General features: G+C 57.2%; 22 protein-coding genes. 14 read left to right on the top strand and 8 right to left on the bottom strand.

Annotated features, from left to right (window positions below; genetic code table 11):
* The first annotated feature begins 595 nt into the window (after positions 1-595).
* The 8 genes from ACR0BU_RS11280 to ACR0BU_RS11245 all read left to right on the top strand — a co-directional run bounded on the left by ACR0BU_RS11280 (position 596) and on the right by ACR0BU_RS11245 (position 9,292).
* On the top strand, positions 596-2,539 hold the full coding sequence (locus tag ACR0BU_RS11280; RefSeq protein WP_480737568.1) for an AMP-binding protein: 1,944 nt from the start codon (positions 596-598) through the stop codon (positions 2,537-2,539).
* 78 nt (positions 2,540-2,617) lie between these two features.
* The gene (locus ACR0BU_RS11275) at positions 2,618-3,436 is read left to right on the top strand and encodes an ABC transporter ATP-binding protein (RefSeq protein WP_298935830.1); all 819 of its coding nucleotides are present in this window, start codon (positions 2,618-2,620) and stop codon (positions 3,434-3,436) included.
* A gap of 29 nt (positions 3,437-3,465) precedes the next feature.
* A complete protein-coding gene (locus ACR0BU_RS11270; protein WP_480737479.1) occupies positions 3,466-4,452 on the top strand; it encodes a branched-chain amino acid ABC transporter permease in 987 nt (328 codons plus the stop codon).
* A 3-nt stretch (positions 4,453-4,455) separates the two neighbouring features.
* Positions 4,456-4,713: a hypothetical protein gene (locus tag ACR0BU_RS11265; protein ID WP_480737481.1), complete on the top strand. Its 258-nt coding sequence runs from the start codon at positions 4,456-4,458 to the stop codon at positions 4,711-4,713.
* A 3-nt stretch (positions 4,714-4,716) separates the two neighbouring features.
* On the top strand, positions 4,717-5,793 hold the full coding sequence (locus tag ACR0BU_RS11260) for a branched-chain amino acid ABC transporter permease (RefSeq protein ID WP_120634824.1): 1,077 nt from the start codon (positions 4,717-4,719) through the stop codon (positions 5,791-5,793).
* A gap of 74 nt (positions 5,794-5,867) precedes the next feature.
* Positions 5,868-7,151 carry an ABC transporter substrate-binding protein gene (locus ACR0BU_RS11255; RefSeq protein WP_299081274.1) on the top strand — a complete coding sequence of 428 codons (1,284 nt, stop codon included), beginning with the start codon at positions 5,868-5,870 and terminating at the stop codon, positions 7,149-7,151.
* A gap of 70 nt (positions 7,152-7,221) precedes the next feature.
* Positions 7,222-8,055 (top strand): ABC transporter ATP-binding protein, encoded by an 834-nt coding sequence (locus ACR0BU_RS11250; protein WP_298935824.1) that lies wholly within the window; start codon positions 7,222-7,224, stop codon positions 8,053-8,055.
* A 19-nt stretch (positions 8,056-8,074) separates the two neighbouring features.
* Positions 8,075-9,292 carry a phenylacetate--CoA ligase family protein gene (locus tag ACR0BU_RS11245; RefSeq protein ID WP_298935823.1) on the top strand — a complete coding sequence of 406 codons (1,218 nt, stop codon included), beginning with the start codon at positions 8,075-8,077 and terminating at the stop codon, positions 9,290-9,292.
* Here ACR0BU_RS11245 and ACR0BU_RS11240 read toward each other — a convergent pair.
* Positions 9,283-10,167, bottom strand: a complete 885-nt coding sequence (locus ACR0BU_RS11240) for a LysR family transcriptional regulator (RefSeq protein ID WP_480737484.1) — start codon at positions 10,165-10,167, stop codon at positions 9,283-9,285. The two genes, ACR0BU_RS11245 and ACR0BU_RS11240, sit on opposite strands and share 10 nt — an antisense overlap.
* A 93-nt stretch (positions 10,168-10,260) precedes the next feature.
* Here ACR0BU_RS11240 and ACR0BU_RS11235 point away from each other — a divergent pair, with 93 nt between their 5' ends.
* The 3 genes from ACR0BU_RS11235 to ACR0BU_RS11225 all read left to right on the top strand — a co-directional run bounded on the left by ACR0BU_RS11235 (position 10,261) and on the right by ACR0BU_RS11225 (position 12,741).
* Positions 10,261-10,572, top strand: coding sequence for a YciI family protein (locus ACR0BU_RS11235; RefSeq protein WP_480737485.1), 312 nt, complete (start codon positions 10,261-10,263; stop codon positions 10,570-10,572).
* 80 nt (positions 10,573-10,652) lie between these two features.
* On the top strand, positions 10,653-12,317 hold the full coding sequence (locus ACR0BU_RS11230; protein ID WP_480737487.1) for an ABC transporter permease: 1,665 nt from the start codon (positions 10,653-10,655) through the stop codon (positions 12,315-12,317).
* A gap of 73 nt (positions 12,318-12,390) precedes the next feature.
* On the top strand, positions 12,391-12,741 hold the full coding sequence (locus tag ACR0BU_RS11225) for a DUF2794 domain-containing protein (protein WP_120634873.1): 351 nt from the start codon (positions 12,391-12,393) through the stop codon (positions 12,739-12,741).
* On the opposite strand, the gene ACR0BU_RS11220 is transcribed toward ACR0BU_RS11225, so the two are convergent.
* The 3 genes from ACR0BU_RS11220 to ACR0BU_RS11210 all read right to left on the bottom strand — a co-directional run bounded on the left by ACR0BU_RS11220 (position 12,738) and on the right by ACR0BU_RS11210 (position 15,307).
* The gene (locus tag ACR0BU_RS11220) at positions 12,738-13,475 is read right to left on the bottom strand and encodes a C40 family peptidase (protein ID WP_298935818.1); all 738 of its coding nucleotides are present in this window, start codon (positions 13,473-13,475) and stop codon (positions 12,738-12,740) included. The two genes, ACR0BU_RS11225 and ACR0BU_RS11220, sit on opposite strands and share 4 nt — an antisense overlap.
* Positions 13,472-14,854 (bottom strand): leucyl aminopeptidase family protein, encoded by a 1,383-nt coding sequence (locus ACR0BU_RS11215; RefSeq protein ID WP_480737490.1) that lies wholly within the window; start codon positions 14,852-14,854, stop codon positions 13,472-13,474. The genes ACR0BU_RS11220 and ACR0BU_RS11215 overlap by 4 nt, the downstream gene beginning before the upstream one ends.
* Positions 14,855-14,917: 63 nt before the next feature.
* Complete coding sequence (locus tag ACR0BU_RS11210) at positions 14,918-15,307, bottom strand: hypothetical protein (protein ID WP_300071167.1); 390 nt, start codon at positions 15,305-15,307, stop codon at positions 14,918-14,920.
* A 144-nt stretch (positions 15,308-15,451) separates the two neighbouring features.
* Between ACR0BU_RS11210 and ACR0BU_RS11205 the strand changes: the two genes are divergently transcribed.
* Positions 15,452-16,102, top strand: coding sequence for a carbonic anhydrase (locus ACR0BU_RS11205; RefSeq protein ID WP_298935815.1), 651 nt, complete (start codon positions 15,452-15,454; stop codon positions 16,100-16,102).
* A gap of 103 nt (positions 16,103-16,205) precedes the next feature.
* Entirely contained in the window at positions 16,206-16,742 is a 537-nt protein-coding gene (locus tag ACR0BU_RS11200; RefSeq protein ID WP_480737493.1) for an SRPBCC family protein, read from the top strand.
* A gap of 244 nt (positions 16,743-16,986) precedes the next feature.
* On the opposite strand, the gene ACR0BU_RS11195 is transcribed toward ACR0BU_RS11200, so the two are convergent.
* From ACR0BU_RS11195 to ACR0BU_RS11180, 4 genes are all read right to left on the bottom strand, one after another.
* Positions 16,987-17,403 (bottom strand): VOC family protein, encoded by a 417-nt coding sequence (locus tag ACR0BU_RS11195; protein ID WP_480737494.1) that lies wholly within the window; start codon positions 17,401-17,403, stop codon positions 16,987-16,989.
* 241 nt (positions 17,404-17,644) lie between these two features.
* Positions 17,645-18,667 (bottom strand): aspartate-semialdehyde dehydrogenase, encoded by a 1,023-nt coding sequence (locus ACR0BU_RS11190; RefSeq protein WP_480737496.1) that lies wholly within the window; start codon positions 18,665-18,667, stop codon positions 17,645-17,647.
* A gap of 113 nt (positions 18,668-18,780) precedes the next feature.
* Positions 18,781-19,818, bottom strand: a complete 1,038-nt coding sequence (locus ACR0BU_RS11185; RefSeq protein WP_480737498.1) for a glycosyltransferase family 4 protein — start codon at positions 19,816-19,818, stop codon at positions 18,781-18,783.
* Positions 19,819-19,850: 32 nt separating this feature from the next.
* On the bottom strand, positions 19,851-21,023 hold the full coding sequence (locus ACR0BU_RS11180) for an MFS transporter (protein WP_480737499.1): 1,173 nt from the start codon (positions 21,021-21,023) through the stop codon (positions 19,851-19,853).
* A 138-nt stretch (positions 21,024-21,161) separates the two neighbouring features.
* On the opposite strand from ACR0BU_RS11180, the gene ACR0BU_RS11175 reads away from it, so the two are divergent.
* Positions 21,162-22,304: a DUF3095 domain-containing protein gene (locus ACR0BU_RS11175; protein ID WP_480737501.1), complete on the top strand. Its 1,143-nt coding sequence runs from the start codon at positions 21,162-21,164 to the stop codon at positions 22,302-22,304.

Here is a 22,304-nt window from a genome sequence, read left to right as displayed (position 1 = left end):
CGTTGAAAAACTTGTTTTTTAACCTCGAAGGAGAGCTTGAGCAAAACTCAGTGCGGGCATTCGTCTTCCTGTTGGCGTCGCATTTCGCGTTCTTTTTGTTGTTGATCTTTGCAACCTCTACATTCCCAAATCGTGATGTCCTCGTTGCAAGTATTGTGATCTGGATTTGGCTATTTTGGATAGTGTATCTTGGTGTGCCGACCGTTAGATACTTGAATAGAAAGTTTGGGAGCATGAAGTAGCTCAGGGCTCGAGCGAGACATTCGACGCGCCTCGTATCAATACCCAATCTCCAACCTCATCAACCTCACGGCCGAAGCTTGACATCACGCCCGGTGCAGACCGACGTTTCGCTTATCCCCAGAGTTTTGCGAGTTGTAAGTTTTGCTCAGATCAAAAGATCGCCTCTCCACACCTGTTACAATTCGTAAGAATTGAGAAAACATCAGGAAAAAGTTGACGCTGATCGTGCAGCTGTCCCTAATCGGGGCGTTGGCGTCCGGGCTGTGTTCCGGGTCCGCCGTTTCCGGCCTAGAGGAAGGGCTGGATGGGGAGGAGAGAAAGATTGGCTCAGACGCAGTCGGGCGCTGAAGGGATGCACTCTCTTCCGGCGCTGCTACATCGCAATGCGGCACAATTCGGGGACGCCCCGGCGTACCGGGAAAAGGAATTCGGAATCTGGCAATGCTGGAGCTGGGCTGAGACATCTGCCGAAGTGCGCTCGCTTGCCCTGGGTTTTCTGGAAGTTGGCGTCGAGAAAGGTGACCATATCGCCGTGATCGGGCGTAACCGTCCGGCGCATTACTGGGCTATGGTCGCTGCACAAATGGTTGGTGCGGTTCCGGTGCCGCTGTACCAGGATGCGGTGGCCGAAGAGATGGCCTATGTGATGGAGCATTGCGGCGCGAAATATGTCGTCTGCGGTGATCAGGAGCAGGTCGATAAAGTCATCGAGATTCAGGAAAACCTAAGCCAGATCAAACACATCCTATATACCGACAAGCGGGGGATGCGGAAATACGATCATTCCCAGATGAATGCGCTTGAAGACATCATGGCTGAGGGGAATGCAGGTCACGCCCGCTTTGATGCGGAGCTGGACAAACGCATTTCCGCGATCACCTATGACGACACTTGCGTCATGCTTTACACCTCGGGCACGACAGGCAAGCCCAAGGGTGTCGTGCTGTCGAATCGGAATGTGATTGAAAGCGCCAAGAACTCGGCGGATTTCGATCATCTCAAGCGGGACGAAGACATCCTGTCTTATCTGCCGATGGCGTGGGTCGGCGACTTCATCTTCTCTATCGGTCAGGCCTATTGGTGTGGGTTCTGCGTGAACTGCCCCGAGAGTGCGGAAACCATGATGACCGATCTGCGTGAGATCGGGCCGACCTATTTCTTTGCCCCACCGCGCGTATTCGAAACTCAGCTGACCAACGTGATGATCCGCATGGAAGACGCAGGCAAGCTTAAGCAGCGGATGTTCCACCACTTCATGGCCCATGCCAAGAAAGTTGGTGGGTTGTTGTTGGATGGCAAGCCGGTTGGCTTTGGTGACCGTTTGAAATACGCGCTGGGCAATATGCTGGTTTACGGGCCGCTCAAGGACACTTTGGGGTACGGCCGTTTTCGCGTCGGGTACACGGCGGGTGAAGCCATTGGGCCAGAAATCTTTGATTTCTACCGGTCTTTGGGCATCAACCTGAAACAGCTCTACGGCCAGACCGAAGCCACGGTATTCATCACTGTCCAGCCGGATGGCGAAGTGCGGGCCGACACGGTCGGCGTGCCAGCGCCGGATGTCGAGCTGAAGATCGATGATACAGGCGAGATCTACTATCGCTCGCCGGGTGTGTTTGTGGAGTATTTCAAGAACCCCGATTCCACGGCTTCGACCAAGGATGCCGAGGGTTGGGTTGCCACGGGTGATGCGGGGTTCATAGAAGAGGGATCAGGCCATCTGCGCATCATCGACCGGGCCAAGGATGTTGGTAAAATGGCCGATGGCTCGATGTTCGCGCCGAAATATGTCGAGAACAAGCTGAAGTTCTATCCCGATATTCTGGAAGTTGTGCTGTTTGGAAACGGCAAAGATCGCTGTGTCGCCTTCATCAATATTGACCTGACCGCGGTTGGGAATTGGGCAGAACGCAACAACATTGCCTATGGGTCTTATCAGGAACTGACGGCCAATACCCGTGTGTTAGAGACGATAAAATCCCACGTGGAAGAGGTGAACAAATCTGTTGCTGCCGACGAAATGCTGTCGGGCTGTCAGGTGCATCGCTTTGTGGTGCTGCACAAGGAGCTGGATGCGGATGATGGTGAGATCACCCGCACGCGTAAAGTGCGCCGTGGATTTGTCGAGGACAAATACGCTGACATCATCGCGGCTTTGTATGACGGATCTTCGAGTGTCTCGACCACCACCGAAGTGACCTATGAGGACGGCCGCAAAGGCTCGATCAGCGCAACGCTTGAAATCGTTGATGCGCCGGTTGTCGCGGTGGCACAGCATAAGGTTGCGGCGGAATGAGTGTCGGAGGTGCGCCGCTCGACCTGCGGTCATCGCCCCGCCCACCGTCCCGTTTTCGTGTAGTTCAAGGAGCCACACATGCTTGATGCAGCTGATGGATATGTCACCGAGGATGGCCGCCAGATCGGCGGCGTGGTGATGGAGATGAAGAACATCACGCTGCGGTTCGGCGGCGTGGTGGCGATCAAGGATATCTCGTTCGACATTCGCGAAGGCGAGATTCGTGCCATTATTGGTCCAAACGGGGCTGGCAAGTCCTCGATGCTGAATGTGATTTCGGGGTTTTATGTCCCGCAAGAGGGTGAGGTTTGGTTCCACGGGGCCCCACGCCCGCAAATGCGTCCCTATGAGGTCGCGCGTCAGGGCATCGCTCGAACGTTCCAGAACATCGCCTTGTTCGAAGGCATGAGCGTTCTGGACAACGTTATGACCGGGCGCTTGAACTACATGAAGACCAACATTTTTCAGCAGGCGCTATGGAAAGGTAAGGCCGAAGCGGAAGAGACCGAGAATCGCGAAGCCGTTGAAAAGATCATCGACTTTCTGGAAATCCAGCACATCCGCAAGACGCCGGTGTCACGTCTGCCCTATGGCCTGAAAAAACGCGTCGAACTGGCGCGCGCCTTGGCGGCGGAACCCAAGCTTTTGCTGCTGGATGAGCCGATGGCGGGCATGAATGTCGAAGAGAAAGAGGACATGAGCCGTTTTGTCTTGGATGTGAATGATGAATTCGGCACCACGATCGCCCTGATCGAGCATGACATGGGTGTGGTGATGGACCTTAGCGACAGGGTGGTTGTGATGGATTACGGGCGCAAGATCGGCGACGGCACGCCGGACGAGGTGCGCAACAATCAGGAAGTCATCGACGCTTATCTGGGGGTCAGCCATGACTAAGCTCTGGGCGAAATTGGGGAGGGGCTGGCATGCCTGAACAACTCGTGTTTGCGATGGAGGTCATCCTCAACGGTCTGATGGCCGGGGTGCTGTATGCTCTGGTCGCGCTGGGCTTTGTGCTGATCTACAAGGCGTCGGGGATATTCAATTATGCGCAAGGGGTTATGGCCCTATTTGCGGCGATGACGCTGGTTGGAATCATGAACGGTCAGGTGCCGTTTGCGCATCTGATCAACGCGACCTTCGGGACCCATATCCACTACTTCGGTTGGAACGTGCCGGCACTGGCGGCGATCCTTTTGACCATGGCCGTGATGGTGGTTCTGGCCTGGGCAGTGCAGCGATTTGTAATGCGCCATCTGGTCGGGCAGGAACCGATCATCCTGTTCATGGCGACGATCGGCCTGGCGTATTTCCTCGAAGGCGTGGCCGACCTGATGTGGGGGTCCGAGATTAAGACACTGGATGTCGGTCTGCCGCAGGGCATCAACCTGTGGCTGGACGAGGCGACGTTCAACATCTTTGGCTACGGCTTCTTCATCGACAATCTGGATATCGTGGCGACGGTGATTGCTGCGCTGCTGGTGGCCGCGCTGGTGATGTTCAGCCAGTATACCAAGCAGGGCCGGGCGATGCGCGCGGTGGCGGATGACCATCAGGCCGCGCTGTCAGTGGGTATCTCTCTGAACTTCATCTGGATCATGGTCTGGTCGGTTGCCGGTTTCGTTGCCTTGGTCGCGGGCATCATGTGGGGCACCAAGTCAGGCGTTCAATTCTCGCTGTCGCTGATCGCGCTCAAGGCGCTGCCAGTTTTGATGTTGGGTGGATTCACATCGATCCCAGGCGCGATTGTTGGCGGTTTGATCATCGGTGTGGGTGAGAAACTGTTCGAGTTTTCCATCGGCCCGCTGGTCGGCGGCGCGACCGAGAATTGGTTCGCCTATGTCCTGGCGTTGATCTTCCTTGTGTTCCGGCCTCAGGGTCTGTTCGGCGAGAAGATCATCGAGAGGGTGTAGGTCGTGACCAAGCTGATTGCCATCATAAACGTGATTGCATGGGCGGGCTTTTGGGCTTTTGGGTACATCGCTCTGACCACGGATGATCTTAGCGACAGCCAGTTGGTGATTGCTGCGGTCCTGGCCTTTGCCGGGTTGGTGACGGGCGTCATGGCCTACATGAAACTGGTGCGCGCCACCGAGGCAAGCGGTTACGCCAAGGGGTCGAAACAGCTGGATGCCGCGACCCGGAACCGGGCGCAGGAAGAATGGGGAAAGTAAGACATGTTCTATCGTGAGGCCGGAGATTTCAAAACCTCCTATACAGATGACAGCCAGACTTTCCCGATCAAGTTTGACCGGTATCGGTATTATGTCGTGCTGGCAGTGGCCTTTGGGATCATCCCGTTCATCATCAACGACTATTGGGCCAATGCACTGTTGTTGCCGTTCCTGATTTACGCCATCGCGGCGATCGGGCTGAACATTCTGGTTGGGTATTGCGGGCAGGTCAGCCTTGGGACCGGCGGGTTCATGGCCGTGGGGGCTTATGCCTGCTACAAGCTGATGACGGCCTTTCCGGATGTCAGCATGTTCATCCATGTGTTGCTGGCCGGTGGGATAACGGCCGTCGTTGGCGTGCTGTTTGGCTTACCATCGTTGCGGATCAAAGGTTTTTACCTTGCCGTGGCCACACTGGCGGCGCAGTTCTTTCTGGTCTGGCTCTTTAACCGGGTGCCGTGGTTCTACAACTACTCGGCCTCGGGTCAGATCAACGCGCCCGAGCGCGATGTGTTTGGCATCATCATCACTGGCCCGAATGCGCCAGCCTGGGCGACCTATCTGTTCTGCCTGATTTTCCTCGCCTTATGTGCGGTCCTTGCACGCAACCTGACCCGCGGCACCACAGGGCGGACCTGGATGGCAATCCGCGACATGGATATCGCGGCCGAGATCATTGGAGTGAACCCGCTGAAGGCAAAACTCACCGCCTTTGCTGTCAGTTCGTTCTTTGTCGGGATTGCCGGTGCGCTGTTCTTTGCCGTTTACCTCGGCGCGGTCGAGGTGGGTGAGGTGTTTGGTATCCAGAAATCGTTCCTGGTGCTGTTCATGGTGATCATTGGCGGATTGGGCTCGATCTTTGGGTCCTTTGCTGGCGCGGCTTTCCTGGTGTTGCTGCCGGTGGTCCTGAAAGTTGTCGGTGTCGATGTTCTGGGCTGGCCCACCGATATCGTTGCGCATCTGCAGCTGGTGATCGTCGGCGCCCTGATCGTTATGTTCCTGATCCTCGAGCCGCACGGGCTGGCGCAGCTGTGGCGCGTCGCGAAAGAGAAACTCAGACTCTGGCCGTTCCCCCACTAGCGGGGCAGGCCCAATCAAAAGACGGGCGGCAAGCCCGAAGACAACGTCGGATCAATCAAGGGAGGAGACACCCGATGAAGACTAAACTGGCAACCATGGCGCTGAGCGCCCTGATGGCCGCAGGACCCGCTGTCGCGGATCTTGTGATCCCCGATCTCAGCTATCGCACCGGGCCTTATGCGGCTGGCGGTATCCCGTTCTCGGATGGCTATAATGACTATTTCACCCTGCTGAACGAGCGCGATGGCGGTATCGGCGGTGTTCCGGTTCGTATGGTCGAATGCGAGACCGGCTACAACACCGAAAAAGGTGTTGAATGCTATGAGGCAACCAAAGGCGAAGGCGCGTTGGTCTATCAGCCGCTGTCGACCGGGATTACCTATCAGCTGATCCCCAAAGTGACCGCTGACGGAATCCCGCTGCACACGATGGGTTATGGTCGGACCTCCGCTAAGAACGGCGACGTGTTCAGCCACACGTTCAACTATCCGGCCAACTACTGGGACGGAGCCTCGGGTGCAGTGAATTATCTGCTTGAGGAAAACGGAGGGGATCTGAGCGGTAAGAAAATCGCGCTGGTTTACCACAACTCGGCCTACGGCAAGGAACCCATCCGCACGCTGGAAGAGCTGTCCAAGAAGCATGGATTTGAACTGGCAGCCCTGCCGGTCGACCATCCGGGTCAGGAACAGAAGTCCCAGTGGCTACAGATCCGCCGCGACAAGCCCGACTATGTTCTGATGTGGGGCTGGGGCGTAATGAACCAGGTTGCCGTACAGGAAGCCGCCAACATCCGTTTCCCGATGGAAAACTTCATCGGTATCTGGTGGTCAGGTTCGGAAAACGACGTGCTGCCCGCGGGCGAAGCCGCCAATGGGTACAAGGCGTTGACGTTCCACAATGTGGGCACGGATTTCCCGGTTTTTGACGATCTGCAAAAGCACGTGGTCGATGCTGGCAAAGCTGCTGGCGCGGGTGATCAGGTTGGCACGGTTCTGTACAACCGTGGTCTTTACGCTGCTGTTCTGGCCGCCGAAGCCATCAAGAAAGCGCAGGAAATTTCTGGCAACGCCGAAATTACTCCGGCAGACATGCGTGATGGTATGGAAGCGCTTGAGATGTCCGAGGCCAAGATGGCTGAGCTAGGCCTGCCTAACTTCGGTCCAACGTTCTCGGTCTCATGTGAAAACCACGGTGGTGACGCTCTGGTTGGTGTGACCCAATGGGATGCGGCGAACAAGACCTGGACGCTGATCTCGGACTTTAAAGCAACAGATGGCGACGTGATTGGTAGCCTCATCGATGAGGATTCCGCAGCTTATGCGGCGGAAAACAAGATCGAATCGCGCTGCAACTAAAGCGCCAAACCATACGGGGCGGCGGCTGACCGCCGCTCCGAACCCGACACACGCACGAGGATATGCGCTGATGCTGGATGCGGCACACACCACTGACGTGCAGGCGGAAACCCTGCTGGAAGTCAACAACATCGAGGTGATCTACAACCATGTGATCCTTGTGCTGAAAGGCGTCAGCCTGAATGTGCCCAAGGGCGGCATCACCGCGCTGCTAGGTGGCAATGGCGCGGGCAAGACAACGACGCTGAAGGCGGTGTCGAACCTGCTGCATTCCGAACGTGGCGAAGTCACCAAAGGCTCGATCAAGTATCGCGGGACCAGTGTGCATGAAAGCGACCCGGCCGATCTGGTGGAAAAAGGCGTGATACAGGTGATGGAGGGCCGCCACTGTTTCGAACATCTGACAGTTGAAGAAAACCTGCTGACCGGCGCCTATACGCGCAAGGACGGCAAAGCTGCGATCCAGCAGGATCTGGAGCTGGTCTATACCTATTTCCCCCGCCTCAAGGAACGTCGCCGATCTCAGGCGGGCTATACCTCGGGCGGTGAACAACAAATGGTGGCGATGGGCCGTGCGCTGATGTCGCGGCCGGAAACCATTCTGCTGGATGAACCCTCGATGGGTCTGGCGCCGCAGCTGGTCGAAGAGATTTTCGGCATCGTCAAAGATCTGAATGAAAAAGAGGGCGTGTCCTTCCTGCTGGCAGAGCAGAACACCAACGTCGCGCTTCGGTTTGCCCACTACGGATACATCCTGGAATCAGGGCGCGTTGTGATGGATGGCCCGGCTGCGGAGTTGCGCGAGAACCCGGATGTGAAGGAATTCTATCTTGGGGTGTCCGACGAAGGCCGTAAGAGTTTTCGCGACGTGCGGTCTTATCGCCGTCGCAAAAGATGGTTGTGAGGGAATGGAGGATATGGCGATGACTTATTTCGATGCTCTCGAAACGCGCTCGGCAGACGAACGCGCCTCCGATCAGGCCGTAGCGCTGCGCGAGCAGCTTAAGCGAGTAACCTCGGCCCCGGCTTTTGCGGCGCATTTAGCGGATGCGGATATAAATGCCGTTGGATCCGCGGATGATCTGCCGGTCTTGCCTGTCTTGCGCAAGTCAGACCTAAGCCGGGCGCAGGCCGAACGGCCCCCTTTTGGCGGATTTACTGTGAAACCGGCGCAGCATTTCCACCACGTCTTTCAATCACCCGGGCCGATTTATGAGCCAGGCAGCACTGACCATGACTGGTGGCGGATGGGGCGTTTCTTGCACGCTTCGGGCGTGGGAGCAGCGGACATTGTTCAGAATTGCTTTGGGTATCATCTGACCCCTGCGGGGATGATCTTTGAAAGCGGCGCCCGTGCGGTTGGCGCGTCTGTTTTGCCAGCCGGAACCGGACAGACCGAGCTGCAGGTGACGGCCGCGCGCGACATTGGCTGCACGGCTTACGCGGGAACGCCAGATTACCTGAAGGTGATTTTGGACAAGGCTGATGACATGGGCGTGGCCCTGAACTTTTCCAAAGCTGCCGTTGGCGGTGGTGCACTATTCCCATCCCTGCGTCAGGACTATGCTGATCGAGGAATCTCTTGCCTGCAATGTTACGCGACAGCCGATCTGGGCAACATCGCCTATGAAAGCGCCGCGATGGACGGGATGATCATTGATGAGCATGTGATCATCGAAATCGTGACCCCCGGAACCGGAACCCCCGTGGCCCTGGGTGAGGTTGGCGAGGTTGTCGTGACTTCGCTCAACCCCGACTACCCGTTGATCCGGTTTGCAACCGGTGACTTGTCGGCGATGCTGCCCGGCCAATCACCGTGTGGACGCACCAATATGCGCATCAAGGGCTGGATGGGACGTGCCGATCAGACCACCAAGATCAAAGGCATGTTTGTGCGCCCGGAACAGGTTGCCGCGTTGGTCAACAAGCATGATGAGATCGTCAAGGCCCGCGTCATTGCCGCCCGTCAGGGTGAGATGGATACGATGACGGTTCAGATTGAAAGCCCGTGCGAGAACGACCTAGCCTACGCCAAATCGGTGGCTGAAGTGCTGAAACTGAAAGGCGCGGTCGAGGTCGTGGCCCCAGGAAGCCTTCCCAAGGATGGGCTTGTGATCGAAGATCAGCGTGTCTACGAATGATCTTCAATCTGCACTGACGCGCCCCAGCTGATGTTTGACAACCATTCCTTCACCGCCTGAATCGTTTTCAGATGGCTCTGATCCCTGTGTGACAGCAACCAGACAGGGCGTCTTGGGGCGTCTGGAACGGGCAGGGTGCCTATTTGGCGCAAACGGGTATCGTGTTGGCAGGCGGCAATCGGTAATAGGCTCTGCCCCAGACCATTCGCGACGGCTTCGATGGCGGTATTCAAATCCACCACGCGTAGGGTGGCCACCGAATGCCGGTCAGATTGCGCGCTCATCCATTTCGCCTGCTCCAGATAGGCATGGGCTGTGTCGTACAGGACCCACTGGGGCGGCTCGCACGGCGTTGTTGTGATCGACGATCTGTAAAGGCCAAACTCCAACCATCCGATGCGCTGCGCGAGGGTATCAGATCCCCCTGCTTTGGGTGGACCCAATCGCAACGCCAGATCCGCCTCTCGACGGGTGAGGCTTAGGTTTCTGCCTTCTGGCACCAGTTCCAGCGTGATGTCGGGATAGTGTTGCTGAAATCCGCGAAAGGCGGGCACCAATATCCGGTCAACGACAACAGGAACAGCCGTTACCCGAACAGTGCCAACCAGGCGGCGTTGATCCATACCAGCCAGCTCTGCCATATGGCGGGTTTCCGTTTCCATATGCAAGGCATGGGCAACCAGCCTTTCAGCTAGCTCGGTAAGCCGTTGTTTTCCAACTGCATCTCGAAACAATAGTTGAGCCGAAAGGGCATGTTCCAACCTGCGAACCCGGCGCGCAACTGTTGTTTCATCTTGGCCCAGTTCTGCCGAAGCTGCGGCAAAGCTGCCCCGGCGGTTTAGCGCAATCAGATATCGAAGGTCGTCCCAGTTCATGTCCGGCCTTTCTGCAGGTTAAGTCGGACAAGTTCCGCATTCAATCAGCATCTATGCGGGTTCAATGTGCCTACATCCAAACGGAGGAGACGCATGGCACATATTATCCTTTTCAAAGACAACCCCCACGCCGATCCCGACATTCGTCGCGACCACATGGCTGAACACCTGAACTTCTTAAAGGCGCATAAAGATAAAATCGCTGCCGCAGGGCCTCTGTTCGATAGCACTGGGGCTGGGGCTGGCGGCATCTGGCTGGTGGGTGACAGCGATCCGTCGGAGATCGATCAACTGATACACCAAGACCCGTTTTGGCCCACTGGTCTGCGTGCATCTTATGACACTCTGCACTGGAAGGTCGTTTTCGAGAACCTGTCATTGCTGCGCCCTCGTGACCTGGCCTGAGACGCTTTGGCGCTGGAAATTCCGACGAAATTGGTCGATTAAGGCAGGGCGCATGAGGCGCGCCAATACAAACAGGACGAATGGCCCAGATCGAATACTCACAAAACGGATCACGCAATCGCGGCGCACGGGGTACCCGGCTTTTGGCTGGGGGCTCTTATTGCGTGGCTGCAGTTTGCCTGTTGCCGATGGTGGCTGTGGTTCTGGCGGCGTTGACCGGTGGAACAGACACGATCTCGCATCTGATGCAAACTGTGTTGCCTCGCTATACCGCGACCACGCTGATCCTTGTGACTTTGGTGGCGGCGGGCACCTTCTGTATCGGGACCGGTGCCGCTTGGCTGGTGACGATGACGCGTTTCCCTGGTGTTCGGTTTCTTGAAATTGTTCTGATCCTGCCATTGGCCTTTCCAGCTTACGTTCTGGCGTATGCCTACACCTTTATTCTGGATCACCCTGGCATCGTTCAATCGACCCTGCGGGATATCACCGGGTGGGGCCCACGCGACTATTGGTTCCCCGAGATCCGGTCGACCGAGGGCGCGGCTGTGATGCTGATCCTTGTGCTCTACCCCTATGTCTACCTGCTGGCCCGCGCTGCGTTCCTGCAGCAAAGCGCCACAGCGTTTTTGGCGGCACGAGCGCTGGGCAACAATCCGTGGCTGGCGTTCAAGCGCATCTCACTGCCCATGGCGCGTCCGGCGATTGCCGGGGGTGTGCTGTTGGCGGTGATGGAAACCATCGCTGATTTCGGCACGGTGTCTTATTTCGGTGTTCAGACCTTTGCCACCGGGATCTATACCAGCTGGTTTTCAATGGCGGATCGCGCCGCGGCGGCGCAGCTAGCGCTGGGGCTGCTGGCATTTGCACTAATCATGGCCGTTACTGAGCGCAGCCAGCGCGGCAAGGCAAAATACTATCATGCAGGTAAACAACACGTGGCGCAGCCGGCGGTTCAACTGACGGGCTGGCGTGCGGTTGGGGCGTTTGCGCTCTGTGCCATTCCGGTTTTGTTCGGGTTTCTTCTGCCGGTGATTGTGTTGGTCGAAATGGGTCTGCATTCGGAACAGAACCTGTTGTCGCAACGCTATCTGGGCTTCATCCGGAACTCTTTGATTTTGGCAGGTACCGCAGCCGTCGTTACGGTTTCTGCGGCCATCTGCATCGGGTTTTTTCAACGCCTCAGACCAGGGCGCGTATCTTCGGCGGCCGCCTATATTGCACGCCTCGGCTATGCCGTGCCCGGCGGAGTTATTGCCGTGGGCCTGATCGTTCCCTTTGCCGGATTCGACAATGCGCTGGATGCCTGGATGCGCGGCACGTTTGATGTGTCGACCGGGTTGCTGGTTACCGGATCGATCTGGCTGTTGGTCGCGGCCTATATGGTGCGCTTTCTCGCGGCCGCACTCAGCGCCTATGAAGGCGGCCAAAGTACCGTTCACGCGAATATGGATGCGGCGGCGCGATCATTGGGGCAATCGCCGCTGGGCACTTTGCGCCGCGTGCATTTACCCATTCTCACCCCTTCGCTGCTAACAGCCCTGCTGATCGTATTTGTTGATGTGATGAAAGAGCTGCCCGCGACGCTGATCATGCGCCCGTTCAACTTTGATACGCTCGCGGTACAGGCCTACCGGCTGGCCTCTGACGAACGTCTTGAAGGCGCCGCTGTGCCGTCGCTGGTCATTCTGGCAGTCGGCCTGCTGCCCGTGATCCTGATTTGTCGTCAGGTTGGTCGTCGGTAACACCTTCAATCGAAATACTGCGACATGGCCCATCAGGCTTGATTCAATCGCATTTTCCGGCAAGGCTGGGGGTATGAATATGCAGCCTCCCAGCCGGTTCTCTGCAAGCCCGGCGCAGATGCCGGTGGCCTTCGATCGGCGAGAGATGTCTCAGATTCTATCGGTATATGGCCGCATGGTCGCCGCCGGAGAATGGCGGGACTATGGTATTTCAAACCTGCGTGACATGGCGATTTTCTCGATCTTCCGGCGCACTGCGGAACATCCGATTTACCGGGTCGAGAAAGACCCGCGCCTGCGATCCAAACAAGGGATGTATTCAGTCGTCGGGATGGATGGTCGCATCCTGAAACGCGGGCATGATCTGCGGACCGTTCTGCGGGTGTTAGAGCGTAAACTGATCCGGTCTGTCAGTACGGACTAAAGCCGTTTATGCGCGGTCACCGGACCGTCGCCTTGTGCCTGAATTCTGGCAATGGCCTGATCCATCGGTTCAAACGCGACCGCCATATGATGGGCGTTGGCGTGTAGCAACATGTTGGGTCCGGACACCCAGGCCACATGTCCTTTCCAGAACAACAGATCACTGCGTTTGGCGGGTGTTTCATCTGGCACCGACGCGCCCAATACACGTTCCTGTTCACCGCTGTCACCGGGGCAGGCGATGTCGCAGGCCAGCAAACCAACCTGCACCAGCCCGGAACAATCCAACCCGAACCGGCTATTTCCCCCCCACAAGTAAGGCGTGCCAAGAAACAGTTCGGCGACAGCGACGGGATCGGCTGCTTTTTCCGTGATCGGCGCGCAGTGAACTGAGGGGATAAACCCCAATTCAGTTTCCAGAAATCCGTTCTGTTCCGACAGCATCTTTACTTTGCTACCATAACTCAGGGACGTCAGATCGCGGCTTTTCATATCAGCCCGCTCATAAGCATGCGTCGCGGGTACCGTGATGCAATGGGTCTCTGACAGCGTTGATCCCAGATGTTCTGAGGCAACCCAGCCGGTATATGAGTCTTTGTCCGACGTGACCCAGCTCCAGCCGGCTGCACGCTCGGCTACCTTTACTGTATCGCCATACAGCAACTGACGATCACGTGGACCGTCTGGCGTTCGCCGCAAGTCCACGACCGGTTGTATGATGCGCCGAGCGGTCACAAGCCTAAAATCTCGGGCAATGCCGTCAGTATTGCGCGCGGGCCTTGACCCAGCCCGCCTTTGCTGCGCCCGGGCGCTTTGCTGGGTTGCCACGCGTAGATGTCGAAATGCATATAGCGGCTGTCTCTGGCAAATCGGCGCAAAAACAGCGCCGCGGTGATCGAGCCAGCAAACCCGCCCGACGGAGCATTGTCCAGATCGGCAATCCCGGGCTCGATCATCGCCTCGTAAGGATCGTGAAACGGCATCCGCCAGACCGGATCGGCAGCCGGTGTGCCGGCCTGGGACAACGCCCCTGCAACCGCGTCATCATCAGTGTAGAACGGCGCCAGATCGGGGCCGACCGCGACACGCGCTGCGCCTGTCAGGGTCGCCATCGAGATCACCAGATCGGGTTGCCCTTCATCAGCCAGGGTCAGCGCATCGGCCAACACAAGTCGCCCCTCAGCATCGGTGTTGTTGATTTCGACCGTCAAGCCCTTGCGAGAGGTCAGAATATCCCCTGGCCGGAATGCATCACCCGCCACCGAGTTTTCGACGGCGGGGATCAGTACTCGCAATTGCAAAGGCAGCTCTAGCGCCATGATCATGCGAGCCAGACCCAGCACGTTGGCGGCACCGCCCATGTCCTTTTTCATCAAGCCCATCGACGCACCTGGTTTCAGGTTCAAACCACCCGTGTCGAAACACACACCTTTGCCCACGAGCGTCAACTTCGGTCCGCTGGCACCCCAGCACATGTCGATCAAGCGTGGTGCCTGAGTCGCCGAACGCCCCACTGCATGAATCATCGGGAAATTCTGGTCCAACAGCGCTTGGCCACGGATCACATTACAGGTTGCACCAAACTCGTCCGCCAGGGCCTCGACCGCCACTTGCAATTGATCCGGACCCATATCCGATGCAGGCGTATTGATCAGATCACGCGTCAAAGCTTCAGCGTTGGCGAGTGTTTCGATCCGTCTGGCATCAATGCCGTCCGGGGCAACCAAACCCGCTGTGCTGGCGGATTGGGTGGCATAGCGATCAAAGGCGTAACCGGCCATCAGCCATCCAAGGCACTCTGTTTCCAACTGATCCCCGGATACACCGGACGCAATGTGATAGCTACCTTCTGGCAGGGCTTCGGCCGCCGCGGCCAGGGGAAAGCGTTTGCGCGCTCGCTTTGCCTCGGACCCATATCCGGCCAGGGCCATTTCGGCTGCACCATCTGCACCCGGCACAAGTAGAGCCTGGCCCATCGCGCCGGTAAATCCGTTTGCTGCAATCCATGATTGCACCAACTCCGGCTGGTTCTGCAGCCAGCCCTCCAGATCAGGCTGCGCAATCACGTGCAGCGGCATCGAAAGGTCAGTAGGCGGGACAAAGGACAGGGTCATGGGCGTCTCGGTTGGTTCAATCCGCGCCCAGACTAGTCACCCCTGATCCGCCTGCAACCCCCGTCAGACGGAAAGGTCTTGCTGATCCCAGATGGCTGTGAGCGACCGTTCGCCCACCCGGATCAACCGGCCCAGCGTCGCGCCTGCAGCGACCGCGTCCCCTGCATCAACCGAACGGGCCACGTCGCTTGCAACCCGGGCCAGCGCCATCATGCCGATCTGTTCTGAAATTGCGACCAGCGATTTGGCGCATTTGCGCAGCCCGGCCCAGTCACGGCGTCGCCAGAAGCGTTCGCAATTCGATAGCCGAACCGCAAGTTCTTCAATAGTGCGGCACAGCACGTCCAATGCGTTCTTGTCGCCCAGTTGCCGGTACAGACCGCTCAGCCGATCCGGATCGACGCGGACGGATTCCTTGTGTTCAAGTGTGATAATCTTATCCACCACATTCACCCCAGTTTCTACGCCCCCACGGCGCGGGTTCGATATTGGCGATAACTTCCTTTGCAAAACCTTGCAGTGAAGCCGGATAATGGCTCGAATTTTCGTTGAATTCGGTTTAGAGCATCCGGCAGCGACAAAAACAGGGACACTGCAATGGACTTTGCCAAACCTCTGCCGACCTATCTGGTCAAACGGTACCATGGCTGGAAGGCCACCACATATTCCGAAAATCAGGTCTGGTATCGGCGTCTGGCGGATGAAGGACAACGTCCCCGCGCAATGGTGGTCTCTTGTTGTGACAGCCGGGTGCATGTCACCTCGATCTTTGGCGCAGATCAGGGCGAGTTTTTTATTCACCGCAACATTGCCAATCTGGTCCCGCCTTACGCGCCGGATGGCGATCACCACGGGACCAGTGCGGCAATCGAATACGCGGTGACCGCGCTGAAAGTCGCGCATCTTATCGTTCTGGGCCATTCCCAATGTGGTGGTGTCCAAGGCTGTATCGACATGTGCAAGGGTCAGGCGCCACAGTTGGAAGCCAAGGAAAGCTTTGTTGGCCGCTGGATGGATATCCTGAAGCCGAAATACGATTTGGTCGCTGATGTAGAAGACGGCGTCGAACAAGCCAGGCAGCTTGAACGCCAGGCTGTCGTTGCTTCGCTGGAAAACCTGATGACCTTTCCATTTGTATCTTCTGCGGTCGAAGATGGCGCGCTCAGCCTGCACGGGCTCTGGACCGATATCGGTGAGGGCGGGTTGCAATGCTACGATCCGTTGCACAAGAAATTTGTCACGGTCTGATTAGGCGCAAACATGCCCGAGCTCGAGTGACGCGGATCAGACCTCTGATTTCGTGTCATTTTTTGGTATGATTGCAGGAACTGCACTAGAATCGGATCATATCATGAGATTGATTAAGCGACTTCTCGTCACCCTGCTTGTTATCGTTCTGGTCTTGGTCGGGGTGTCTTATCTGCTACCGGGCAAGGCCGAGGTTTCGCGCAGCATCACCATCGATGCACCGCCCGAAGTGATCTTTCCCTACGTGAACTCGATGCAAGAGACGGAGAAGTGGTCACCCTGGCTGTCACGCGATCCAGAAACCAAGCTGTCTTATAGCGGACCGGATGCCGGGGTCGGCAATATTCTGAACTGGAGTTCGGATCATCCCCAGGTTGGCACGGGATCACAAGAGATCATGGAAAGCGTAGAGAACCAGCGAGTAAAAACCGCACTGGATTTCGGCCCGATGGGGGCGGCCGAGGCGTCGTTCGTTTTGCAGGCTGAAGGATCCGAGACGCAGGTAACCTGGGGCTTCGAATCCGATCTGGGCCTGAACCCGATGTCACGCTGGATGGGGCTGATGATGGATAAATGGGTTGGCGGCGATTATGAGCGTGGGCTGGATAATCTGAAGGTGTTGGTCGAAGGGCAGGGGTGACCGGACGCGGTTTTCTAAGAAGCATGGAATGTCTTGCGTAAGCCCATTTCGCCGTTCCTCTGCAACGCTGTAAATGGCTTCTGTCGCGGGATATAAAAACCTTCAGCCACTGCATTGCTTTCAAGCAAGGATTATAGTGGCGCAAAACAAGAAAGTTAGGTCACACTACGCCAACGAACCTTTGCCGCGTGGCCCAGATTTCTGACACGTGAACTTCGCGCTTTCGCCACCCAGGTAAACTGCGTTAATCGTCTCGTCCGGGTTCGTTCGGGTCGCTGGAGAAGAGCGCGATCTTGTTACCTTGAGGGTCGCGAAGGTAGCCAACATAAAAGTTAGGCCCATACAAGGCGCGGAAGCCCGGCTGACCCTCGTCAGAACCACCTGCGGCAAGGGCGGCGGAATGAAGGTCCCGAACCTGCTTTTGACTGCGCGCCTCAAACGCGACCATCGCCCCGTTCCCAGCCGAGGCGGGACGTCCATCGAAAGTTGGTTTGACGTAGAATTCAGGCAGAGCGACGGACTGACCCGGTTCAACTGGCAGCGCATAGCTTAGGCCCTCAGGACCCTCCTCCAGCCCGTAATCAAGGGCCGGTAGGAACGCAGAGTAAAACAGTTTCGCGCGAGCGATGTCATCAGCACCGACGGTGACGTAGGCAATCATGCCGCCTGCTCCTTTCCGCAGTTTCGATCTTTGCAACGAGATTTCTGCACAACCGTAAGCCAGCAGGCAAATCGGTTCAATAATCATGACACGATACGGAACATGACCGGCTAATTGGGCGAATTGCGGCGTAAGCTTACGTTGCCCGTCCTGCATCGTACACGCATCGCTACCGTGAAAAAATCCCGCTGGCAGCGCAGCGGGATTTTGAGGGATCAGATATTTCGTGCCTGACTTTCGATCAGCCTTTTTTCAGAACCTCACGGCCCAGCAGTTCGGCGATTTGTACTGCGTTTAGCGCCGCGCCCTTACGTAGGTTGTCCGAAACGCACCACAGGTTCAGGCCGTTTTCGACGGTCGAATCCTGCCGGATACGGCTGATGAACGTTGCGAAATCGCCGACGCATTCGATGGGTGAGACATAGCCGCCAGCCTCACGCTTATCGATCACCATGATGCCCGGTGCCTCGCGCAGGATGTCGCGGGCTTCATCTTCATCCAGAAACTCTTCGAATTCGATGTTTACCGCTTCGGAATGGCCGACAAAAACCGGGACGCGGACACAAGTTGCAGTGACCTTAATCGCCGGATCGACGATCTTTTTGGTCTCAACGACCATCTTCCATTCTTCTTTGGTCGTGCCGTCTTCCATGAAAACGTCGATCTGCGGAATGACGTTGAAAGCAATTTGCTTCTGGAACTTGTTCGGCTCTACCTCGGTCGTCGGGTTGTAAACCGCTTTGGTTTGATCCCACAGCTCGTCCATACCGTCTTTGCCGGCACCTGACACGGATTGATAGGTCGAGACGACAACGCGTTTGATCTTGGCACGGTCATGCAAAGGTTTCAGCGCCACCACCATCTGCGCGGTCGAGCAGTTGGGATTGGCGATGATGTTCTTCTTGGCGTAATCATGGATCGCCTGCGGGTTACACTCTGGCACGATCAGCGGGATGTCCGGATCATAGCGATAGAGCGACGAGTTATCGATCACCACGCAACCCGCGGCTGCGGCTTTTGGGGCATAGTCTTTGGTCGCAGCAGATCCGACCGCAAACAGCGCGATATCCCATCCGTTGAAGTCGAATGTATCCAGGTCCTGCGTCGTGAGTGTCTTATCGCCAAAGCTGACCTCTGTACCCAGCGAACGGCGGCTTGCCAACACGGCAAGTTCGTCCACGGGGAACTGGCGCTCAGCCAGGATGTTCAGCATTTCGCGGCCCACGTTACCCGTGGCGCCGACGATGACGACGCGATAGCCCATTTCTAGTCTCCTGAATAAAGGACGCGCGTTCATAGCCGCGATGCAGAAAAGAAAAAAGGGCTTTCGGGGCCGAATTCGATGTTTGACGTCGAATTGATACGGTTGGGTTCGTTTTAGTCCGCGCTTAGCAGTGATCGATAGACGCGAACGATGGCTTCCGCTTCGCCTTCGATTCTAAATTTCTGCTCAACCCGCGCCCTTGCGGCCTGTCCGGCCGCAGTCAACTTCGCCGGATCGTCCAGCATCGACCTGAGCGCTGCGGCCAATTCCGGCGCGTTGTCTTTCTCGAACAAACGCCCGGTGACGCCGTCTTCGATCTGCGCACTAAAGGCGCCTACGCCGTGGCAGGCAATTGCAGGAACACCAGAGGCCATCGCCTCAAGCGGGGTCAGCCCAAACCCTTCGTGACGGGCCGGGGCAGCAAAGATATCCAGCGCCCGGTATGTTTCGACAATCTCTTCCCAAGGGCGTTCGCCCAGAAACCGAACGCGATCCGCAAGGCCGGCGTCTTTCAGCTTTAGTACCTGTTCTTGCTGAAAGGCTTCGAATTCTTTGGTCGCACGGCCTGTGAATACGATACTGGCCTCGGGGAAGGATGGTAGCACGTCAATCGCCGCGTCGACCAAAAGGTCGACACCCTTTTGTGGCCGGATGCGCCCAAAGCAGCCAATCAAAAACCCGTCGGGCAGGTCAAGCTTTTGCCGTAACGCCGGCTTGTCATCGGCTGGGTGAAACAGTTCTGTGTTCACGCCATGCATGATGACCGTTGACGGGTGTTTCAGGAACGACGCTGCCTGTGGTGTCGTGGCAATCAGCGCGTCCATTTTTGAGATCAGCCATTTTGTGAACCCGGAATGATCCCGTTGCGCGGCCGATGTGAACAGAAGTTTCAGGTTTCGCCGCAAGACCGTTCTTAGGAACAGACCCATCAGCATTTCGGTGTTACGCCGCGCGTGCCAGACCCGCGTTGTGCGGTTCGACAGGAACGGAACTTTGAACAGCCGAATATGCGGCAGATCTTCCGGCAGACCGGGGCCTGTTGCCACAATCCCAATCATCTTTTTTTGGATGGGAAGTAGACGAATGATGGTTGTGGTCACCCCTGAAAGGCTGTGCTTCAGGTTGGGTGCAATGACCTCGATTTCCTGCACAGCACTCTCCTTTCTGAATGATCCTGTCGAATTCAGTCCACGCTATCCCGGCTGAATAGATAGATCACGCAACCGATGGCAAGGGTAACAGCAAAAAAGCCAAAAATAGCCGTGTAGGGTGCGGTTGATCCCGTCTCGACGGTGGCAGCGTGAATGCGCCCGGTGACGAATTGCGCGATGCCCACGCCTCCGATGCCAAAGAGGTTCAACAAAGTGACCCCGCGCCCCACCAGATGCGGCGGCACAAAGGCACGACCATGGGCCATGATCACCGGAAAGCTTGCCCCCAAAAACCCGATGACGGCCAGCAGCAGAACCGAAATCCAAATGCCACTGTCAATCCACAGGCACAGCAGGCCCAAAGCCGCAGCGCCCAGCGCATTGCCTGCGAACACCACCCATTTTCGTGTGCCAAACACCCGGTCGAGCGGCCCATAGACAAACGTTCCTGCAATCATTGCCGCCCCCATCACCAATGTCGCTGTTCCGATCTGGGTGGTGCCAAGCCCAAACACATCGCTCAGATACGGTCCTGCCCACAACCCGCGCAACGCGGCAGACGGAGCGTAAGCGACCAGCATCAGCGGCAGGATCAGCCAAAGGGCGGGCTCTTTCAGCAGATCCAGCAGCGATCCCTTGTGGTCTGTCTCAACCTTGGCGGGGTCGTGCACGCTCAGCCAGATACCGGCGGCGATGGCGGCGGACACCCCGGCTAGCCCAGCCATTGTTGCGCGCCAGCCCATCATCTCGACCGCCAAAGCTGTTGGATAAGACGCCACCAGATTACCCACCGATCCAACGCCCAGCATTACGGCTGCCAGCGTGGCGAACCTTGCGGGGGGGTATTCGTGCGCGAAGATATAGTAAGACGCCATCAGAACCGGAGAGCACCCGATGCCGATCAATCCCATGGCAATGCTGATATGCAGCGGCGATGTGGCAACAGCGAACACACCCGCGCCACCTGCACCGCCAGCCAATAGCAAAGCCGCGGCTGTCAAACGCGGGCCGACGCGGTCCAACGCCCAGCCCACCGGGATCTGCATCGCCGCGAAGACCAGAAACCAAAGGCCCGAGGCAAATGCCAGATCTTCTGGCGTGGCACCGATATCGTGTTCCAGATCCAGGCTGAGAACCGCCAGAAAAGCGCGAAAGAACTGGCTGAGGACGTAGGCCAGACACAAAATCACCAAACCTGCCTGCATGAACGGCCCCTTCCCAAGGTTCTGAAGGAATGCTTGGCACGCCATGGCAAAACGCACAAGCACGTGTACAATGTTGCAGAGGGCGGACAGCGATCACATTCGAACTATCCTTTGCTCACACCCGAACCTGAGGGGACAATGAAAGACCTTCATTCCGCGTTTTATGAAAACCTGCCCTTGCTGCGTGACTTCACTCGATTGGCGGACCCAGCGCAATTTACCCCGGTACCTGATGATTGGGTGCTGGGTGTAGCAGATATTGTTGATTCCACAGGGGAAATTGAACGAGGCCGATACAAGACGGTGAACATGGTCGGGGCGGCGGTGATCTCGGCCATGATCAACGCGATGGACGGCAAGCTGTTTCCTTATGTCTTTGGTGGTGATGGTGCAGGCTTTGCCATTCCGCCCAGCGCCGCTGAAACTGCGCGTATCACTCTGGCGTCCTTGCGGCGCTGGGCGGAGGAAGAGTTTTCGATGCCCCTGCGCGCCGCGTTGGTTTCTGTGGCCGAGATAAGGCAAACGGGCAAAGATCTGCGTGTGGCGCGCTATGCGCCGTCGACGGGTGTGGATTATGCCATGTTTTCTGGCGGAGGCTTGGCCTGGGCCGATGCGCAGATGAAAGCAGGGAGCCATGAGGTTCCTCCGGCCGATCCAGGAGCAGCGCCCGACCTGACGGGGTTGTCTTGCCGATGGTCCAACAGCCCGGCACAACATGGCCGGATCGTCTCGGTTGTTGTGCAACCCACGCCGGCCGCCACCGAAAGCGATTTTTCCGATCTGGTGAAATCTGTGTTGTCCGCATCTGAGGGGCTGGAGCGTGGCGGCCATCCGGTCCCTGTCAACGGCCCACCGATCACTTGGCCGCCTCCGGGTGTGGAAATTGATGCACATGTGTCCCGCAACGGTCGGAACATGTTTGTGCAAAAAACACTTCTATTGATGCAAAATCTGCTAATCGGACTGCTGTTCAAAACAGGAAAACGATTGGGGCAGTTCGAACCGGAGCATTACAAGCGCATGGTCAGCAGCAATGCTGATTTTCGAAAATTCGATGACGGGTTGAAGATGACCTTGGATTGCGACCAGGGTACACGCGCGCAGATCGAACATCTGCTGGAAGAGGCGCGCGGGCGTGGCAAAATCCGGTATGGCCTGCACGCACAAGACGAAGCGATGATGACCTGCTTTGTCCCGGCGGCCACGCGCGATGATCATGTGCATTTCGTCGACGGTGCCTCGGGCGGTTACGCGCAGGCCGCTGCTACGATGCGCGCCTGA

The sequence above is a fragment of the Ruegeria sp. CK2 genome, assembly GCF_056536585.1.
This window is presented reverse-complemented; position numbering and strand designations above follow the sequence as displayed.

Coding starts and splice junctions, on each gene's coding strand:
- ACR0BU_RS11280 (WP_480737568.1), top strand. CDS start 596: ATGCACTCTCTTCCGGCGCTGCTACATCGCAATGCGGCACAATTCGGG.
- ACR0BU_RS11235 (WP_480737485.1), top strand. CDS start 10,261: ATGGCACATATTATCCTTTTCAAAGACAACCCCCACGCCGATCCCGAC.
- ACR0BU_RS11215 (WP_480737490.1), bottom strand. CDS start 14,854: ATGACCCTGTCCTTTGTCCCGCCTACTGACCTTTCGATGCCGCTGCAC.
- ACR0BU_RS11275 (WP_298935830.1), top strand. CDS start 2,618: ATGCTTGATGCAGCTGATGGATATGTCACCGAGGATGGCCGCCAGATC.
- ACR0BU_RS11200 (WP_480737493.1), top strand. CDS start 16,206: ATGAGATTGATTAAGCGACTTCTCGTCACCCTGCTTGTTATCGTTCTG.
- ACR0BU_RS11270 (WP_480737479.1), top strand. CDS start 3,466: ATGCCTGAACAACTCGTGTTTGCGATGGAGGTCATCCTCAACGGTCTG.
- ACR0BU_RS11225 (WP_120634873.1), top strand. CDS start 12,391: ATGAATATGCAGCCTCCCAGCCGGTTCTCTGCAAGCCCGGCGCAGATG.
- ACR0BU_RS11255 (WP_299081274.1), top strand. CDS start 5,868: ATGAAGACTAAACTGGCAACCATGGCGCTGAGCGCCCTGATGGCCGCA.
- ACR0BU_RS11190 (WP_480737496.1), bottom strand. CDS start 18,667: ATGGGCTATCGCGTCGTCATCGTCGGCGCCACGGGTAACGTGGGCCGC.
- ACR0BU_RS11240 (WP_480737484.1), bottom strand. CDS start 10,167: ATGAACTGGGACGACCTTCGATATCTGATTGCGCTAAACCGCCGGGGC.
- ACR0BU_RS11245 (WP_298935823.1), top strand. CDS start 8,075: ATGACTTATTTCGATGCTCTCGAAACGCGCTCGGCAGACGAACGCGCC.
- ACR0BU_RS11195 (WP_480737494.1), bottom strand. CDS start 17,403: ATGATTGCCTACGTCACCGTCGGTGCTGATGACATCGCTCGCGCGAAA.
- ACR0BU_RS11260 (WP_120634824.1), top strand. CDS start 4,717: ATGTTCTATCGTGAGGCCGGAGATTTCAAAACCTCCTATACAGATGAC.
- ACR0BU_RS11175 (WP_480737501.1), top strand. CDS start 21,162: ATGAAAGACCTTCATTCCGCGTTTTATGAAAACCTGCCCTTGCTGCGT.
- ACR0BU_RS11230 (WP_480737487.1), top strand. CDS start 10,653: ATGGCCCAGATCGAATACTCACAAAACGGATCACGCAATCGCGGCGCA.
- ACR0BU_RS11250 (WP_298935824.1), top strand. CDS start 7,222: ATGCTGGATGCGGCACACACCACTGACGTGCAGGCGGAAACCCTGCTG.
- ACR0BU_RS11205 (WP_298935815.1), top strand. CDS start 15,452: ATGGACTTTGCCAAACCTCTGCCGACCTATCTGGTCAAACGGTACCAT.
- ACR0BU_RS11180 (WP_480737499.1), bottom strand. CDS start 21,023: ATGCAGGCAGGTTTGGTGATTTTGTGTCTGGCCTACGTCCTCAGCCAG.